Genomic DNA, 16,320 nt, shown 5'->3' with positions numbered 1-16,320 from the left:
TTTTAGCACACGCAAACAAATAACTTACCATGGATCTTAACTTCAATAAAAACGAAGACCACAATAAACTTTTAGTATCAGATTTACGCAGACGCTTTGCCAAAGTAAAATTAGGTGGCGGACAAAAACGTATTGATAAACATCATGAGAAAGGAAAATTAACTGCTCGTGAACGTATTGATTACTTATTAGACGATAAATCTAAGTCTATTGAAATTGCTGCATTTGCAGGCGAAGACATGTATCAAGAACACGGTGGATGTCCTTCTGGAGGTGTAGTTGTAAAAATGGGATATGTTAGCGGTAAGCAATGTATTGTTGTTGCTAATGATGCTACGGTAAAAGCAGGTGCTTGGTTCCCTATTACAGGAAAAAAGAATTTAAGAGCACAAGAAATAGCAATTGAAAATAAACTACCTATTATCTATTTGGTAGATTCTGCTGGGGTTTATTTACCAATGCAGGATGAGATTTTTCCTGATAAAGAACACTTTGGAAGAATTTTTAGAAATAATGCAGTAATGAGTAGCATGGGAATTACCCAAATTGCTGCCGTTATGGGAAGCTGTGTTGCTGGTGGTGCTTACTTACCTATTATGAGTGATGAAGCACTAATCGTAGATAAAACTGGAAGTATTTTCTTAGCAGGTAGTTATTTAGTAAAAGCTGCTATTGGTGAAACTATTGATAATGAAACGTTGGGTGGAGCAACCACACATTGTGAAGTATCTGGGGTTACCGATTACAAAGCAAAAGATGATAAAGATGCTTTAGACACCATTAAAAACTTAATGGATAAAATTGGAGATTATGACAAAGCTGGTTTTAACCGTAAAGAAGCTTTACCTCCAAAAGAAAATGAAGATGATATTTTCGGAATTTTACCAAAAGCTCGTAATGAGCAATACGATATGATGGAAATCATTAAACGTTTGGTAGATAATTCTGAATTTGAAGAATACAAGGCCGGTTACGGTCAAACAATTATTACAGGATACGCTCGTATTGATGGATGGGCTGTTGGTATTGTTGCCAACCAACGTAAAATTGTTAAATCAAAAGGTGCTAAAACGAAACCTAGCGAAATGCAATTTGGTGGTGTAATTTATAACGATTCAGCCGATAAAGCTACTCGATTTATTGCTAACTGTAACCAAAAGAAAATTCCGTTAGTTTTCTTACAAGATGTTACTGGGTTTATGGTAGGAAGTAAATCTGAACATAGTGGAATTATTAAAGACGGAGCTAAAATGGTGAATGCTGTTAGTAACTCTGTTGTTCCTAAGTTTACGGTAGTTATTGGTAACTCTTACGGAGCAGGAAATTATGCTATGTGTGGTAAAGCCTATGATCCACGTCTTATTTTTGCATGGCCTAGTGCTGAATTAGCTGTAATGAGTGGAGCCTCTGCTGCCAAAGTATTATTACAAATTGAAACAGCTGCTTTAAAGAAAAAAGGAGAGGAAATTACTCCTGAAAAAGAAGCTGAATTATTTGACAAAATAAAATCGAGATATGATAATCAAATATCTCCTTATTATGCTGCAGCAAGAATTTGGACCGATGCTGTGATTAACCCTCTAGATACTAGAACTTGGATTTCTATGGGAATAGAAGCAGCTGACCACGCTCCTATTGAAAAGCCTTTCAACCTAGGGGTGTTACAAGTTTAAAACATAGAAAGCAGCATGAAGAGGAAGGTATTTTGGGGTATTATCGCCCTTGTAATTGGTTTTGTAATCTATCAGGTTTATATTTTCACCTTATCTGAAAATGATAATATAAAATCTATTTACTTAGTTCCTGATGATGCTGTTTTCATAGTTGATACAGAAAGACCTATTGATACTTGGGATGAAATAAGCTCAAGTCAAATTTGGACACATCTTCAAAAAAATCAACAAATCAATAAACTATCTGAAGGTATAAATAGTTTAGATGAAACTTTTAAAGCAAAAAAGGAAATCTTTGACTTTATTGGAGAACGTAACCTGGTGATCTCTGTACATGTATATAGCCCCAAAAAGTACGGGTTATTATATATTGCTGATTTACAAAAGTTCTCTAAACTCATCTTTTTAAAAAGAGCTATTAGCAATTTAGCAGGTGAAGACTATAAAGTAACCAAACGTGTATACAAAGAGCATGAAATTATAGAACTCTATAATAAGCAAACAAGAGAAACCTTACATCTTTCCTTTATTAAAAATCAGGTCGTAGCTTCCTACACTCACCTTTTGGTTGAACAATCAATAGACCAATACTTAAATCCTATTATTGGACGTGATCTCAACTTTTTAGAAATAAAAAAGAAAACAGATACTGATGGCTTTTTTAATATGTACTTACAACATAAATACCTAAAGGACTATCTCAACTGTTTTACCAGTTCAAGTAATTTAGATTTCTTAAACAAAGAAGCATTCTTCTACTCTGGTTTAGATATATCAATTATAGAAGGAGTTATAGTTCAAGCTACAGGTTTTACAAATATTGATAGCAACTCGCAAACCTACCTAAAAGTATTACAAAAATCTGGAGTTGGCAAGCGTAGTATTGCTAAAATAGCTCCCAAAAACACTTCTTTATATCTTAGTTTCGCTTTTGATGATTTTAAAACATTTAATAGCAATTTAGAAAAGCTTCAACAAGAAAATCCAGCTGAATTTAAAATGTATACTGATCAGCTCGCTATGATTGAGGATAAATTAGATATAAATGTGTCTGAAAATATTTATAGTTGGATTGGTAGTGAAATAGCTTTAATTCATTTTAACACTGAGCTTTCAAAAAACAAAAAAGATATCGCTGCTATTATTAAAGCCGATGATATTGATGACGCGAAAGAAAACCTTCAGCTTATTCTTTCTAAAATTAAAGAAAATACCCCTTTAAAATACAAACAAATTAATTATAGAGGCTATCCAATTAACTTTTTTGACCTAAAAGGGTTCTTTAAAATGTTAGCTGGAAACATGTTTTCTAAGATGGAAAAACCTTATTTTACAATTATTGATGATTTTATTGTTTTTAGTACTAGCCCAAATACTATTAAAGAAATCATTAATAATCACTTAATAGGATACACACTTGAAAGTTCTGAAAAGTTTGACGATTTTAATTATCACTTTGAAAAGAAATCTAGTGTATTTGCTTATGTAAACACACCTAACTCATACAAAGATCTTTTAAGTTTAGTTGACAGCAAAACTCGACGTGAACTCCAAAAGAATAAACCATACATAACTTGTTTTTCTCAAATTGGAATGCAACTAATTGCTTCTGATGAACTCTTTGAAACTAATATTTCTTTCGTTTTTGAAGATCCAAAAAACATTGAAACAAGTATTAAAAAAGATAAAGAGTTAAGAGAAAAGTTACTGCTAGAGTTAGCTCCTTATAAAGACTCAACAGATACTCAAAATTCTACATCATTTTTCAAACTACCTCCAATACATCCTTCAGATTTAAGCGCTAAGTCGTACAAGGAGTATTATAAAAACGGAAAACTAAAGTTTGATGTGGACTTAGATGATGGTTTAAAAGATGGCTCTTATAAATCTTACTATGAAAACGGAAATATAAAAGTCAAAGGACATTATAAAAATGATAAGCAAAGTGGAACTTGGAAAGCTTATGATGAACAAACAGGTGATGTAATTTTCAAAAAACATTTTTAATTGCAATATTTTATAGCATTAGTTACATTTGCCAAGCAAAATTAAAACAGAATACACATGGGAAGAGCATTCGAATTTAGGAAAGCAAGAAAGATGAAACGTTGGTCAGCTATGGCTAAAACCTTTACTCGTATTGGTAAAGATATCGTTATGGCAGTTAAAGAAGGTGGTCCAAACCCCGAAACCAACTCTCGTTTACGTGTTGTAATTCAAAATGCGAAGGCTGCTAACATGCCTAAAGACAATGTTGAGCGCGCTATTAAAAAAGCTTCTGATAAAAGTACTGAAAACTATAAAGAAGTATTATTTGAAGGATATGCTCCTCACGGTATTGCTGTTTTGGTAGAAACTGCTACTGATAATAATAACCGTACAGTAGCTAATGTACGTGCTGCTTTTAACAAGTGTAACGGAAATTTAGGAACTTCTGGATCAGTTGCTTTTATGTTTGACCATGTGGTTAACTTTAAAGTAAAAGAAGATTCATTAGGAATGGATTTAGAAGAGTTTGAAATGGAAATGATTGACTTTGAAGTTGAAGAAGTTTTTGCCGACGAAGAAGATAGTTCAGTAATGCTGTATGCTCCGTTTGAACAATTTGGTGCTATTCAAAAATATTTAGAAGAAAATAATATTGAAATTCTTTCTTCTGAATTTGAACGTATACCTACAACCACTACTGCCATTTCTGACGAACAAAAAGAAGAAGTTAACAAACTTTTAGAAAGATTGGAAGAGGATGATGATGTGAATAATGTCTATCACTCTATGGAAGAATAATTTTCTATTTCTTTATAAAACTTCAAAATCCAACGAAAATAATCGTTGGATTTTTTTTATATATTTATCCAAACCAAACTTCTCACTATTATGATTTTCTACGGAACAAAAGGAGCGCATTTACACAGCGAAAAAGTTAGTGGTGTAAAATGTAACCACTGTGAACAACAAAACGCTCACACTATTAGTATTTTTGGTAAATACTTTTACATTTATTGGATACCTATTTTTCCTCTAGGTAAAAAAGGAGTGTCTGAATGTAACCATTGCAAAGCTACTTACGAACGTAAAAACATGAGCGAACAATTAAAACTAGCTCATGACAATGTAAAACGAAATGCAAAAACTCCATTCACACATTGGATAGGTTCTTTATTAATGGGATCTATAATTCTCTTCGGAATTTACTCTGCACAACAACACGATAAGGATGTTGTTACCTATATTAATTCTCCCGAAGTTAATGATATTATTGAGTACAAGTCATCCGACAAAGCCTACTCTACCGTAAAAGTAACAAACGTTACCGCCGATTCTATTTTCTTTGTAGCCAACTCTATGGAAATAAGCAGAAAAAGTAAACTTTATAAGATAGACAAAGAGAAAAACTATAACGCCGAACGATTCGGAATGAGTTTAACTGATTATAAAAAAGCTTTTGATGACAAAAAGTTTTTAGATGTTGATAGGTAAAAAACTATAATTCCACTAAATCCAACGTCTTTTTACGTTGGATTTTTTTTGTTTCTGTCTCAACAAATTCTTCTACAAAATAAATTTCTTTAGGAGTTTCATATTTAGAGAGCTCACTAAGATTTCTCACTTTGTTCGAAATGACACTATCTTTCTCTCCTTCTATTACTAAAATTAATTTCTCTCCTAATTTTTGATCAGGAATACCTGCTACAAAAAAACGATTCGAGATGATTTTAGAAAGTTTTTCCTCAATTTTTTCTGGATGCAGCTTAATACCTCCAGAGTTAATTACGTTGTCATAACGTCCTAGCCATTCAAATTCTGTTTTTGAAATCAAGCGAACTACATCATTTGTTACAGTTTTTTCTTCAGAAACTTTAAACGCATCAATAACTAAACAATTTCGATTGTCTTGAGATAATTGTACATTAGGAAGTACCTTGTAGTGAGATTTCTCGCTATCGTTCGAAATGATATTGTTTAGCTTTTTAACGGCAATATGCGTAATTGTTTCTGTCATTCCATATGTAGCAAAAATTTCAGTCGATTTATCTTCTATAATTTTAATTAAATCATTTGCTACGACTCCTCCACCAACAATAAGTTTCTTTATTTTATGAATGTTCTCCAAAGAACTTCTTAACTGCAAAGGTACCATCGCGGAAAAATCATAATTTTTTGCAATTTCAACTTTAGAAGTTGGAGCGACCACATCAATACTCCAGCCTAAGGTCAGTGCACGCACTAGCATCATTTTTCCTGCAATATAATCAGTTGACAAACACAGTAAAGCTGTAGTATTTTCTTCTAAGTTAAAAAAAGCTCCTGTAGCTTTTGCTGAGTTTATCATAAACTCTTTTTTTAACGATATTGGTTTAGGCTTTCCTGTGGAGCCTGAAGTTTGCACAATTACAAAATCATTAGTATTAAACCAATCTGATAAAAATTGATATATGGAATCGTTTATAGTCTTCGAAAAAGTTAATAATTCATCTTCCGATGAAAAAGATATTCCATTTAACTGAAAACTTTTATGAAAATTTAGATCCTTCACTACGTTCAGAACACTGTTTTTATAGTTATTGGTTAATTATTTCTGGCTTTTCTATATTTCCAAACAGTTTTTCTTTCCAGTTTTTCCAACCATATTTTTTTGAAAATAATAGTAGCATTAAAGGGTACAAAACAAATACAGGTAAAAACATTTCTATACCAACTGAAGGGTCTGAAGTATCTACAAATAAAGCATCTGTTTGAAAAACAGTCCAATCAGTTGTTACTAAGAATGCTGCTACAATATTGTTAATAGCATGTAAACCTAATGCTAACTCTGTTCCTTCATCCATTAAGGTTGTAATTCCGAAGAAAAAACCTGTTCCTATATAAAATACCATTGAAATATATCCTAGCTTCTCTACTTCTGGATTTGCTCCATGTAGTAGTCCAAAAGCTACTGAGGTTACTATTAATGGAACCCATCTGTTTTTAAACCAAGTTCCTAATCCTTGCATAAAATACCCTCTAAAAAGTAATTCTTCAAAACTTGTTTGGATAGGTAAAAACAAAAAAGATATTGCTACTAAAGTAAAAAAAGGAAGAGGTTTAAAGTTCCAAATATAATTTTCTGGGGACAAAAGAATATCAGAAGACACTACTATTACAGATAATATTCCCCATACAAAAAAACCGAACCAAAAACGACTCCAGTCTATTTTTGCTCTACTTGTTATAACTGTTTTAACCGCCCTTTTATGAATGTATTTTACTCCTAAAAACAATGAAACTAATCCAAAAGCAAACATGGCAACCATCATAAATAAAAACAAATTCTTATTTATTCCTAAACTCATAAAGCTATCATCCGCAGCTCTTAAAAATTCATTAGTATTTTCAGAATGTAAAACCGCCGTAATAGCTAAAGGAATTACACCTATAAATTGCCATCCAAATAAAACTATAAAAATAACTAGTAGGTATAAGTACCACTGATTTTGCCCTTTATATGCTTGTTGTATAAAATTCATTGTTAAATATTAAAGTTCCAATTTCTATCAACATTATATCCTAAACTGCCGTTTGAAACTTCTAACGGACTTTCAAAATTATTGGTAAACAAACTTCCTGTTCCTAACCCTTGTGGTAATGGATTGTTTAACGTGTACGTCCATTGTGCGATTGCATTTAACCCTATATTACTTTCTAAAGCACTAGTTATCCAATTACCTGCGTTATGGTTAGATGCTATTTGAATCCATTCGCTACTTCCTTTAAATCCTCCTACCAAACTAGGTTTTAAAATAATGTATTGTGGTTGAATTGTAGCAATACATTTTTCTTTTTCTTCGAAAGAAAATACTCCTATCAACTCTTCATCTAAGGCTATTGGTAATGGAGTTTTTTCACATAAACTTGCCATTTCCTGCCATTGTCCTTGCTTTATAGGTTGTTCAATAGAATGTAATTCCAATTCAGATAGCTTTTTTAATTTTTCTAAAGCATTTTCAGGTAAAAATGCTCCATTTGCATCTACTCGTAACTCTATTTCTTTGGCTGAAAATTCTTTTCGAATTGATTGTAATAAGGCTATTTCTGTATCGAAATCAATTGCTCCAATTTTCATCTTTATAGTGGTAAAACCTTGTTGCAACTTATCTTTTATTTGCTGTTGCATAAAGGCTTTATCTCCCATCCAGATTAATCCGTTAATGGAAATTTGCTGTTTTCCTTTTGTAAAATCTGATGGAAATAATTCAAATGGTATTTTACTTTCTAACGATAAAAAAGCTTGCTCTAATCCAAATTGTATCGACGGAAACTCAATGAGTTCGGGTAACAATTTCTCTAAACCTAAATTAACATTGTTACTTACCCATTGTAATTTTTCTTCATAATCGGGTTTATCATCTGCACTTAAGCCTCTGAACAATCCACATTCTCCAAAGCCTTTCTTTCCTTCATTTTCTAAAATTAAAAACCAAGTTTCTTTAGTTCTTAAAACTCCACGAGAAGTCCCACTAGCTTGTTTAAAGTTCAGTAAGTATTTATGGTAAGTAGCTTTTATCAATTGTAAGTTTTTTAATTATGAGCTTCAGAAGCTTTTTTAAAATTATCTAAATATTGTTGACTCATTCTTTTTAAAGATCCTTTAAAGTATGGAAATAAGCAACTCATTACATAAGAATCACTAGTACAAGTAGTAGTTTGTAGTATCTTGGTTTTATTTCCTTCTGAAGTAAACGTATAATCATCTGTTTTTAGCATGTTCTCTGCATCAAAATGAAGAGTAAGCTTTTCATTTTGCTTATATGCTAATACTTCTTCAGTCATCGTTACTAATTTCCCTTGGTTTTCAACAACTACTTTATACTTACTTCCTACTTTATCTGGTTTTTCTTCTAAGGTTTCAATTGATTTTACCTCTGGCATCCATTCTTTCATTAATTCTTCATCTTGAAAATCTGAAAAAACTTTATTCGTTGGCTTGTTTACTATTACTTCATTAGTATAAACAACTTCTTGTACTACTAACCCTGTTAAAAAAAATGCAAGAATTAAAACTGTTATAACTCCTAAAATTATTTTGATTGTTTTCATATATAATACCTAAATAAAAGGTTTACTTAAATAGTTATTGTTTGTCCAATTTCTAAAATCACCAATTCCTTTTTTGCTTGAGCAAACTTTTCTTTAGCTTCTTCTACATCTATTTCTATTGGAGGGAAGGTATTAAAATGACATCCTATCACCTTATTACAGATAACTAAATCGCTTGCTATAATAGCATCATCAACTCCCATTGTAAAATTATCTCCTAAAGGAAAGATAGAAGCTGTTAAATTGGTTGACATCGGTATTAGTTGCATATCCATTGTTACCGCTGTATCACCAGAAACATATAATGATTTTTCTCCTGCGGAAATTACGAATCCTCCGGGTTGACCTCCATAGCTTCCATCAGCAAACGAAGAGGTGTGAATTGCATTTACATATTTAGCTGAAAAGGTATCGTTAGTATAAGTACCTCCATGATTTACTGGATGTCCTTTAAGTTTTTTTGCTTCATAATAAGTTACAATCTCATAATTTGAAATAATTATAGCTCCAGTTCTTTCTGCAATACGTTCTACATCTAACACATGATCTTGATGTGCGTGTGTAAGTAATATATAATCTGCTTTTACTTGATCTACGTTTATATTAGTAGCTAATGGGTTTCCTGTAATAAAAGGGTCAACTAATACGTGTGTTCCGTTAATTTCAATACCAAAACATGCGTGACCGTAAAAAGTGATTTTCATCTATTTATTCTTTTCGTTTAATTCGTTTTTTAATGAATATAATTAGTAAAACTATTAAAAGTATAAATGGCCAAATGTTTACCAAACCGATAAAAAACCACTTTATATTATCTACTCCATTACCAAAAGCATCAGCTATACGTCTTCCAAAACTTTTGGAATAAGTTTTACTTACTTCTTTTTTATAAAATCTTATTGTTAAGGTTGAAAACGACACTTGATTTTGTAAATACTTCAAACGTCCTTCCATCGACTCTATTTCAGATCTTACATTTGTTAGTTCTCGCTCAACTTCTAAAATTTCTTTTACTGAACTAGCCTTTTTAAGTATTTCACTATATCGTTGTTCTAATTCTTTTTTTACTTTCAAACGTGCTTGTACATCAAGAAATTGTTCTGTTACATCATTTACAGAAATATTCTTATTATCAAACCTCTCAACTTTTGATGAAATCTCATTTAAAAAGTCATCAAAACTTTCTGAAGGAATTCGAACCGTTAAATTTGAAGTAATATTTTGAGAAGACTTGTATTCGTTATCAGCAGAAATGTATCCGTTATATTTTTTTACTGCTTGCTCTATGTGATTTCTTGTCTCTAATAAATCATCTGTTTCAAATGAAATGTCACCTGTTTTAATAAGTTTTCTTTCAATTGTTACTTCTTTATTCTCTTGTGTAACTTCTGATGCTTCTACAATCTCTTCAGTAATATCAAAATTTCCTGAAGTTTTAAGTTCTCCATAAGAGTTTGGGTTCTCTCCTTTGCTATTACAGCTTACAAATAATAAAAATGCTCCGAAAAAGACTAAAATAGTTCTCATAGTATTAAATTTTCTCGGGAAGTTACAAAATTTGACCTAATCCGAATAAAATTGAAAATAAAAAGGTACTAAGAGCTACTTTTTTTAACTCTCCATCTAATAGAGCTTCTTCTTTATTTTTATAGACAAAAAATAGGTGTTTTAGTAGAGGAATATAAGCTATAATAAATAAGAATTGATATGGTGATTTAAACTTGATTACCGTATATAATAAAGTAAATATAAAAGATACTATAATTAGAAAATAGTGATACATTTTTGCAGACTCTGCCCCCATTTTTACCACAAGTGTATTTTTTCCTGACATTGCATCATTCTCTCTATCCCGCATATTGTTTAAGTTCAATACCGCTGTACTTAACAGTCCAACTGTGATTGCTGGTAGAAAGGTTGTAAAATTTAGTTGTTTCGTGTATAAAAAGTATGTTCCAACGACTGCTAACAATCCGAAAAAGATAAAAACAAAAACATCTCCAAATCCACTATAACCATAAGCAGATTTCCCAACAGTATATTTTATGGCAGCAATAATTGAAGCGATTCCTAATCCGAAGAAAATTACTGAATACAAAAAGTTGTCTTTGCCAAAGGAAACATAAATCAGCAACAATGCTATAATAGTCGTAACAACTCCTGTAACAATCATTGCGTTTTTCATTTGTTTTGGAGTAATTGCTCCTGAAGCCACCATTCGTGCCTCTCCTTCTCTTTTGTTATCCGTACCTTTTACTCCATCTCCATAATCATTGGCAAAATTAGATAACACTTGAAAACCAATTGTGGTTAGAATTGCCAACCAGAAAATAGAAGACTCCAATATATTTTTTCTTCCAACATAAATAGTTGTATCAAGAAGAGTTGAAGACACTTTCAAAAAAGATTCATTTAATCCTAAAAATGCTCCAACAATAATTCCTGAAACAGATAGTGGTAGGGTACGTAAACGTGCTGCTTTTATGTAGTTTTTCATTGAGATAGTATGATTTTCAAAGATAAGTTTTTTAGACATAAAAAAAGGAAAGCTTAGCTTTCCTTTTATCTTAAAGTATATGAGCTGTTTATTTATTCACCACCGCATCAAAACCTACTTTTGTTCCTGGTTTATCTATAAAATATTCTCTTTTGTCAACTAAAACATTATCTCTAAATATTTCCATTGTTATTGTATAAACACTAAAATTATCTGTGGCTTTATCTTCATATTCAAAGGCTAAATTAGCTGCAAAATTAATTTCATCTGTGTACGATTTCTTATAAGGAAAAACATTAGTTGTTGTAGTGTTATCATACTTAAAAAAACCTGATTCTAGAAAAACAGTTTTAATTCTTCCATTATTGTCATTACTTGTACTTGTAATGTTAAACGTTATTGTTGCCAAGGTTCCATTTCCATCAATAGATAAATCCGTATCATCACATGATGTTAATAAAACTAAGCACAGGAAAGTAAAAAGGTATCTCATTCTTTTTTATTTTTTGTAATTATTTCCCAACAAACTTACTATAAAGAAAAAAGTGTGCTACTCTCGTAACACACTTTTAAGAAAACTTTATATTTCTTTACTAAAGGTTATTTGCTTCAGCAATTAACTCTGCAATATCTTTTACTTGTATTTGCGATTCTTTTTCTTTGAATTTTACACCGTCTGTCATCATGGTATTACAGTAAGGGCATCCTGTAGCAATAATTTGTGGGTTTGTTTCTAACGCATCTTCTGTTCGTAATACATTAATGTCTTTATCACCTTTTTCTGGTTCTTTAAACATTTGTGCTCCTCCAGCACCACAACATAATGCTGTTGACTTATGACGCTTCATTTCTGTCATTTTTACTCCTAAACGACGAATTAATTCACGTGGGCTTTCATATACATCATTTGCACGTCCTAAATAGCATGGATCGTGATATGTTAAACGTTTTCCATTTAAGTTTTCATCTTCTATGGTTAAACGTCCTTCTTTAATTAGCTTACTAATATATTGAGTGTGGTGATACACTTTATACTTTCCTCCTAATCCAGGATATTCATTTTTTAATGTATTAAATGAATGTGGATCGCAAGTAACAATTGTTTTTACTTCGTAAGCATTTAATACTTCAATGTTAGTAACTGCTTGCATTTGAAATAAGAACTCGTTTCCAGCACGCTTTGCTGCATCTCCTGTTGAACTTTCTTCGGTACCTAATACTGCAAAATCAACTCCTGCTTGTTGTAATATTTTTACGAAAGCTCTTGTTATTTTTTTTGCTCTATCATCATAACTTCCTGCAGCTCCTACCCAAAACAACACTTCTGGTTGTTTTCCTTGAGCCATCATATCTGCCATTGTTGGTACGTTCATAATTCTTTATCGTTTAATTGTTGAACTGTTTTTTTGTTTACACCTCTAACAGAGGTTACTTTTTAATTTTTATGGAATAAAATAGTTAAAAACTACTCTTCGTCTTTCCAGTTTAATCTATCCATTTGACTATACTGCCAAGGCGCTCCATTATTTTCAATATTGGTCATCATCATATTTAACTCCTGAGGAGCTGCTGATTCTTCCATTACTAAATAACGACGCATATCCATAATAATAGATAATGGATCGATACCAATAGGACATTCTTGTACGCAAGCATTACAACTTGTACATGCCCATAATTCTTCTGGAGTGATATAATCGTTTAATAACTGCTTACCATCATCTTTAAACTCTCCTCCATTTTCATCAATATTCTTTCCTACTTCTTCTAAACGGTCACGTGTTTTCATCATAATAGCACGTGGTGACAATTCTTTACCTGTTAAGTTTGCAGGGCAAGATGATGTACAACGTCCACACTCAGTACAAGTGTATGCGTTCATTAACTGCACCCAGTTTAAATCAGTTACATCTGAAGCTCCAAATTTTTCTGGCTCACCTTCTTCTTCTCCTTCTTCAGGCATAGCATATGGGTCAGCGTCTGGATCCATCATCATTTTTACTTCCTTCGTTACCGCTTCTAAGTTATTAAACTGTCCTTTAGGATTTAAGTTTGCAAAAAATGTGTTAGGGAAAGCTAATAAAATATGTAAGTGCTTAGAGTAGTATAAATAGTTTAAGAAAATTAAAATTCCTACGATATGTAACCACCAAGCTGTTTTTTCAATAGTATGCAACGATTCATTAGAAAAACCATCAAACCAAGGTGCTATAAACTGAGAAACTACATTTCCTACTCCTGCTTCTTGAAAATGTACATCTGTTGCATTCATTACCAAGAACAAAGTCATTAATACCATTTCAAAATATAGAATAATATTACCATCATTCTTTGGCCAACCTTCCATTTCTTTGTTCCAAAAACGTTTTACTTTCTCTATATTTCTACGGAACCAAAAAATTGTTACAGCTACAAAAACTAGTAATGCTAACACTTCAAAGTTCCCTATCAAGAACCCGTATAAAGCATCTCCAATAATTGGTTGAAAAACACGATGTGTACCAAATAATCCATCAATAACGATTTCTAACATTTCGATATTGATTAAAATGAACCCAACATACACAACTATATGTAAGATACCTGAAACTGGACGTCGTACCATTTTATATTGCCCTAAAGCTATTTTTGCCATGTTTTTCCATCGCTCAGGTTTTCTATCCGTTCTATCAATGTCTTTTCCTAATTTGATGTTTCGTATTAACTTACGAACATTCATTACAAAATACCCGATACCTGCAATTAAGATAAGTGCAAAAAAAATGTTTGGTACGTATTTCTCCATCGTTCTTTAATTATTAAGTTTGTTAGGTTTATAAAAACGTAAGCTTATTTATTACTTACATTTTTGGTATTATTCTCTTCGTTATACGGCTTTGCTTTTTTCCCAAATAATGAGAAGTGTACAAATCGTTTTGGATTTAGTTTCATTTCTCTTAACAGCTCTTCTAATTCTTTTGAAGCATTAGTAAGATTTGTATACATTTTCTCATCAGTCATTAACTTCCCTAGAGTTCCTTTTCCTGACTTCATTTTAGCTAATAAACCATTAACATTTGCTAAAGTAGCTTCTAGTTTTTTTACTGATTCTCCTAAATTAGCTTTTGCTAAATCATCAGATACTTTAGAAAAATTGTCGGTTATCTTTTTGGTATTTGCTAAGGTAGCATTTAAGTTACCTTTATTATCTGCTAATAATGAATTTACAGAAGATAATGTTTTACGAACATCAGAAATAGTTCCTTCTAAACCTAAAATACTTCTGTTTAAACTTTGACGAGATTTTTCGTCTAATACTTGATTAAATCCTATTAACAAAGAATCTGCTCCTACTAAAACATTTTCTAGTTTTGCTTGAATAGGGTTTAACTTTTCACCTACTGATGAAAATATATCTGACTCGACCTCTCCTTTTAAATAATCTCCTGACTTGGCTATTTCTCCATCATATTTAGGAACGATTGCTAAATTTTGACCTCCCATTAAGCTTGCTGAGTAAATCTTAGCAATACTATTTTTAGAGAAATTAAAGTCGGTATCTAATGAAATCTTAACAATTAAGTTTCCTTTTTTATCTGGATTATCATTGAATCTGATTTCATCTACTTTCCCTACTTTCAAGCCATTAATGGTAACAGAGCTAGCTTCATTAAGACCATTAATATTATTGTACTCTACAAAAAAGTGCCTTGCATTAGCACTGAACAAATCTTGTCCTTTTAGGAAGTTATAACCCCAAATAAATAGCGCAATAACAACGACAGCAACAATTCCTGTTTTTAGTTCTTTAGACATAGAATATATTTATACGAGCGAAAATAATAATAATTTTGGGAGTATAAATATAGAACACCTCTAAATTAACGGTTTTTCAGTGCTTCTTTTATTGAAATTCGCTTTCCATTTTTAAAAGCTACTACCCAAGCATCTTTATACCCTTTACTTCTTACCTTAGGTAAAACCTTCTTTATTCCAGATAAACTTGGTGAATTTCCGTAGTAATATTTGTAGTAATCATCTATAAATAAAGACTCAACGTTTTCTAACCCTTTAAAACCACTTGTAGAAAGTTTTTTTCTAGACGCTGCTATTTGTATTCTAAATACAACGTCTGTTGATACTGATTTTGGTTCTGTAGTTTTTTTCTTTGGTGAAGTTTCTTTTTTAACTACTTTTTTAGGTTCCTCTTTCTTTATTACAGGTTTTGAAACTTCTTTTTCAACCAACGGTGCATTAACTGTTAGTGTTTCGCTAATCGTATTTAGCTTTAATCGCTCAAAATACTTTTTTATTGCTTGAGCTATTGACTTGGCCATTCTTATTTGCCCCTTTCTAGAATTTAGATATTTACCTTCATTTTTATTAGTTAAAAAACCTAACTCTATTAAAACACTTGGCATAACAGTTTCTCTTAACACTAAAAAATTTGCTTGCTTTACCTTTCTATTATTTCTTTTTATTGCTACAAAGTTATTTTGAACTAAACCTGCGATTCCTAAACTATTTTCAAGGTTTTCTTCTTGTAGTACTGACAATCCAATAACTGACTCTGGTGAATTAGGATCATAATCATAATTCTGCTTATAATTATCCTCTAATAAAATTACCGAGTTCTCTTTCTTAGCAATCTCTAAGTTCTCTTTATTTCCACTCAATCCTAACACAAAAGTACTTGCTCCGTGCGGGTCAGGTCTTCTAAAAGCATCACAGTGAATAGACACAAATAAATCTGCTTTCTTATCATTTGCTATTTTAGCACGATTATGTAGCTCTATAAAAACATCTTTTTTACGAGTATAAAATACTTCTATATCTTTTGAAGTTAGTAACTCTTTACCTACATCTAGTGCTACTCTTAATGCTATGTTTTTTTCTCTAAAACCATTCCCCAGGTTCCCTGGATCTTTTCCTCCATGTCCTGCATCAAGAACAACTGTGTATTTTTTTTGCGCTGAAACCGATAATATTCCTCCATATAAAATAGTTAAAGAGGTTAGAATGATTAAGCTTAATTTTGAGATATTATATTTACGGAAATTTAAGAATTGCATCAATAAAATTTAACTATTTTTG

General features: G+C 31.5%; 16 protein-coding genes. 4 read left to right on the top strand and 12 right to left on the bottom strand.

Annotation, left to right across the window (positions count from 1 at the left end; translation table 11 throughout):
• Positions 1 to 29 precede the first annotated feature (29 nt).
• From VCM48_RS00655 to VCM48_RS00640, 4 genes are all read left to right on the top strand, one after another.
• Positions 30 to 1,673 (top strand): acyl-CoA carboxylase subunit beta, encoded by a 1,644-nt coding sequence (locus VCM48_RS00655; RefSeq protein WP_482271226.1) that lies wholly within the window; start codon positions 30 to 32, stop codon positions 1,671 to 1,673.
• Between the two features lie 15 nt (positions 1,674 to 1,688).
• Positions 1,689 to 3,680, top strand: a complete 1,992-nt coding sequence (locus VCM48_RS00650) for a DUF3352 domain-containing protein (RefSeq protein ID WP_482271225.1) — start codon at positions 1,689 to 1,691, stop codon at positions 3,678 to 3,680.
• A 57-nt stretch (positions 3,681 to 3,737) separates the two neighbouring features.
• Entirely contained in the window at positions 3,738 to 4,460 is a 723-nt protein-coding gene (locus VCM48_RS00645; protein WP_099216239.1) for a YebC/PmpR family DNA-binding transcriptional regulator, read from the top strand.
• A gap of 90 nt (positions 4,461 to 4,550) precedes the next feature.
• A complete protein-coding gene (locus VCM48_RS00640) occupies positions 4,551 to 5,153 on the top strand; it encodes a hypothetical protein (RefSeq protein WP_482271224.1) in 603 nt (200 codons plus the stop codon).
• A gap of 4 nt (positions 5,154 to 5,157) precedes the next feature.
• On the opposite strand, the gene VCM48_RS00635 is transcribed toward VCM48_RS00640, so the two are convergent.
• The 12 genes from VCM48_RS00635 to VCM48_RS00580 all read right to left on the bottom strand — a co-directional run bounded on the left by VCM48_RS00635 (position 5,158) and on the right by VCM48_RS00580 (position 16,298).
• Positions 5,158 to 6,210 carry an AMP-binding protein gene (locus VCM48_RS00635; protein WP_482271223.1) on the bottom strand — a complete coding sequence of 351 codons (1,053 nt, stop codon included), beginning with the start codon at positions 6,208 to 6,210 and terminating at the stop codon, positions 5,158 to 5,160.
• Between the two features lie 25 nt (positions 6,211 to 6,235).
• Positions 6,236 to 7,180 (bottom strand): CPBP family intramembrane glutamic endopeptidase, encoded by a 945-nt coding sequence (locus VCM48_RS00630; RefSeq protein ID WP_482271222.1) that lies wholly within the window; start codon positions 7,178 to 7,180, stop codon positions 6,236 to 6,238.
• 2 nt (positions 7,181 to 7,182) lie between these two features.
• A complete protein-coding gene (locus tag VCM48_RS00625; RefSeq protein WP_482271221.1) occupies positions 7,183 to 8,220 on the bottom strand; it encodes an o-succinylbenzoate synthase in 1,038 nt (345 codons plus the stop codon).
• A gap of 11 nt (positions 8,221 to 8,231) precedes the next feature.
• Complete coding sequence (locus VCM48_RS00620) at positions 8,232 to 8,750, bottom strand: SRPBCC family protein (RefSeq protein WP_482271220.1); 519 nt, start codon at positions 8,748 to 8,750, stop codon at positions 8,232 to 8,234.
• A 26-nt stretch (positions 8,751 to 8,776) separates the two neighbouring features.
• Positions 8,777 to 9,454 carry a metal-dependent hydrolase gene (locus VCM48_RS00615; protein WP_482271219.1) on the bottom strand — a complete coding sequence of 226 codons (678 nt, stop codon included), beginning with the start codon at positions 9,452 to 9,454 and terminating at the stop codon, positions 8,777 to 8,779.
• 4 nt (positions 9,455 to 9,458) lie between these two features.
• On the bottom strand, positions 9,459 to 10,277 hold the full coding sequence (locus VCM48_RS00610) for a DUF4349 domain-containing protein (RefSeq protein ID WP_482271218.1): 819 nt from the start codon (positions 10,275 to 10,277) through the stop codon (positions 9,459 to 9,461).
• 22 nt (positions 10,278 to 10,299) lie between these two features.
• On the bottom strand, positions 10,300 to 11,247 hold the full coding sequence (gene menA / locus VCM48_RS00605) for a 1,4-dihydroxy-2-naphthoate octaprenyltransferase (protein WP_482271217.1): 948 nt from the start codon (positions 11,245 to 11,247) through the stop codon (positions 10,300 to 10,302).
• Positions 11,248 to 11,335: 88 nt separating this feature from the next.
• The gene (locus tag VCM48_RS00600) at positions 11,336 to 11,740 is read right to left on the bottom strand and encodes a hypothetical protein (RefSeq protein ID WP_482271216.1); all 405 of its coding nucleotides are present in this window, start codon (positions 11,738 to 11,740) and stop codon (positions 11,336 to 11,338) included.
• A gap of 100 nt (positions 11,741 to 11,840) precedes the next feature.
• Positions 11,841 to 12,620, bottom strand: coding sequence for a (Fe-S)-binding protein (locus tag VCM48_RS00595; RefSeq protein ID WP_099216248.1), 780 nt, complete (start codon positions 12,618 to 12,620; stop codon positions 11,841 to 11,843).
• Positions 12,621 to 12,712: 92 nt separating this feature from the next.
• Positions 12,713 to 14,032 carry a 4Fe-4S dicluster domain-containing protein gene (locus tag VCM48_RS00590; protein ID WP_244174742.1) on the bottom strand — a complete coding sequence of 440 codons (1,320 nt, stop codon included), beginning with the start codon at positions 14,030 to 14,032 and terminating at the stop codon, positions 12,713 to 12,715.
• A 44-nt stretch (positions 14,033 to 14,076) separates the two neighbouring features.
• Positions 14,077 to 15,042, bottom strand: a complete 966-nt coding sequence (locus VCM48_RS00585) for an MlaD family protein (protein WP_274640599.1) — start codon at positions 15,040 to 15,042, stop codon at positions 14,077 to 14,079.
• 65 nt (positions 15,043 to 15,107) lie between these two features.
• The gene (locus VCM48_RS00580; RefSeq protein WP_482271215.1) at positions 15,108 to 16,298 is read right to left on the bottom strand and encodes an N-acetylmuramoyl-L-alanine amidase family protein; all 1,191 of its coding nucleotides are present in this window, start codon (positions 16,296 to 16,298) and stop codon (positions 15,108 to 15,110) included.
• Positions 16,299 to 16,320 lie beyond the last annotated feature (22 nt).

Source organism: Tenacibaculum sp. DPLXC6 (genome assembly GCF_056815515.1).
Note: the sequence above shows the minus strand (reverse complement) of the source record. Positions and strands in the feature narration are given on the sequence as shown.

What these genes read in the sequence shown, in the direction of transcription:
- VCM48_RS00655 (WP_482271226.1), top strand. Translation starts at nt 30, where the DNA reads ATGGATCTTAACTTCAATAAAAACGAAGACCACAATAAACTTTTAGTA.
- VCM48_RS00640 (WP_482271224.1), top strand. Translation starts at nt 4,551, where the DNA reads ATGATTTTCTACGGAACAAAAGGAGCGCATTTACACAGCGAAAAAGTT.
- VCM48_RS00645 (WP_099216239.1), top strand. Translation starts at nt 3,738, where the DNA reads ATGGGAAGAGCATTCGAATTTAGGAAAGCAAGAAAGATGAAACGTTGG.
- VCM48_RS00610 (WP_482271218.1), bottom strand. Translation starts at nt 10,277, where the DNA reads ATGAGAACTATTTTAGTCTTTTTCGGAGCATTTTTATTATTTGTAAGC.
- VCM48_RS00630 (WP_482271222.1), bottom strand. Translation starts at nt 7,180, where the DNA reads ATGAATTTTATACAACAAGCATATAAAGGGCAAAATCAGTGGTACTTA.
- VCM48_RS00580 (WP_482271215.1), bottom strand. Translation starts at nt 16,298, where the DNA reads ATGCAATTCTTAAATTTCCGTAAATATAATATCTCAAAATTAAGCTTA.
- VCM48_RS00615 (WP_482271219.1), bottom strand. Translation starts at nt 9,454, where the DNA reads ATGAAAATCACTTTTTACGGTCACGCATGTTTTGGTATTGAAATTAAC.
- VCM48_RS00590 (WP_244174742.1), bottom strand. Translation starts at nt 14,032, where the DNA reads ATGGAGAAATACGTACCAAACATTTTTTTTGCACTTATCTTAATTGCA.
- VCM48_RS00600 (WP_482271216.1), bottom strand. Translation starts at nt 11,740, where the DNA reads ATGAGATACCTTTTTACTTTCCTGTGCTTAGTTTTATTAACATCATGT.
- VCM48_RS00585 (WP_274640599.1), bottom strand. Translation starts at nt 15,042, where the DNA reads ATGTCTAAAGAACTAAAAACAGGAATTGTTGCTGTCGTTGTTATTGCG.
- VCM48_RS00620 (WP_482271220.1), bottom strand. Translation starts at nt 8,750, where the DNA reads ATGAAAACAATCAAAATAATTTTAGGAGTTATAACAGTTTTAATTCTT.
- VCM48_RS00650 (WP_482271225.1), top strand. Translation starts at nt 1,689, where the DNA reads ATGAAGAGGAAGGTATTTTGGGGTATTATCGCCCTTGTAATTGGTTTT.
- VCM48_RS00595 (WP_099216248.1), bottom strand. Translation starts at nt 12,620, where the DNA reads ATGAACGTACCAACAATGGCAGATATGATGGCTCAAGGAAAACAACCA.
- menA (WP_482271217.1), bottom strand. Translation starts at nt 11,247, where the DNA reads ATGAAAAACTACATAAAAGCAGCACGTTTACGTACCCTACCACTATCT.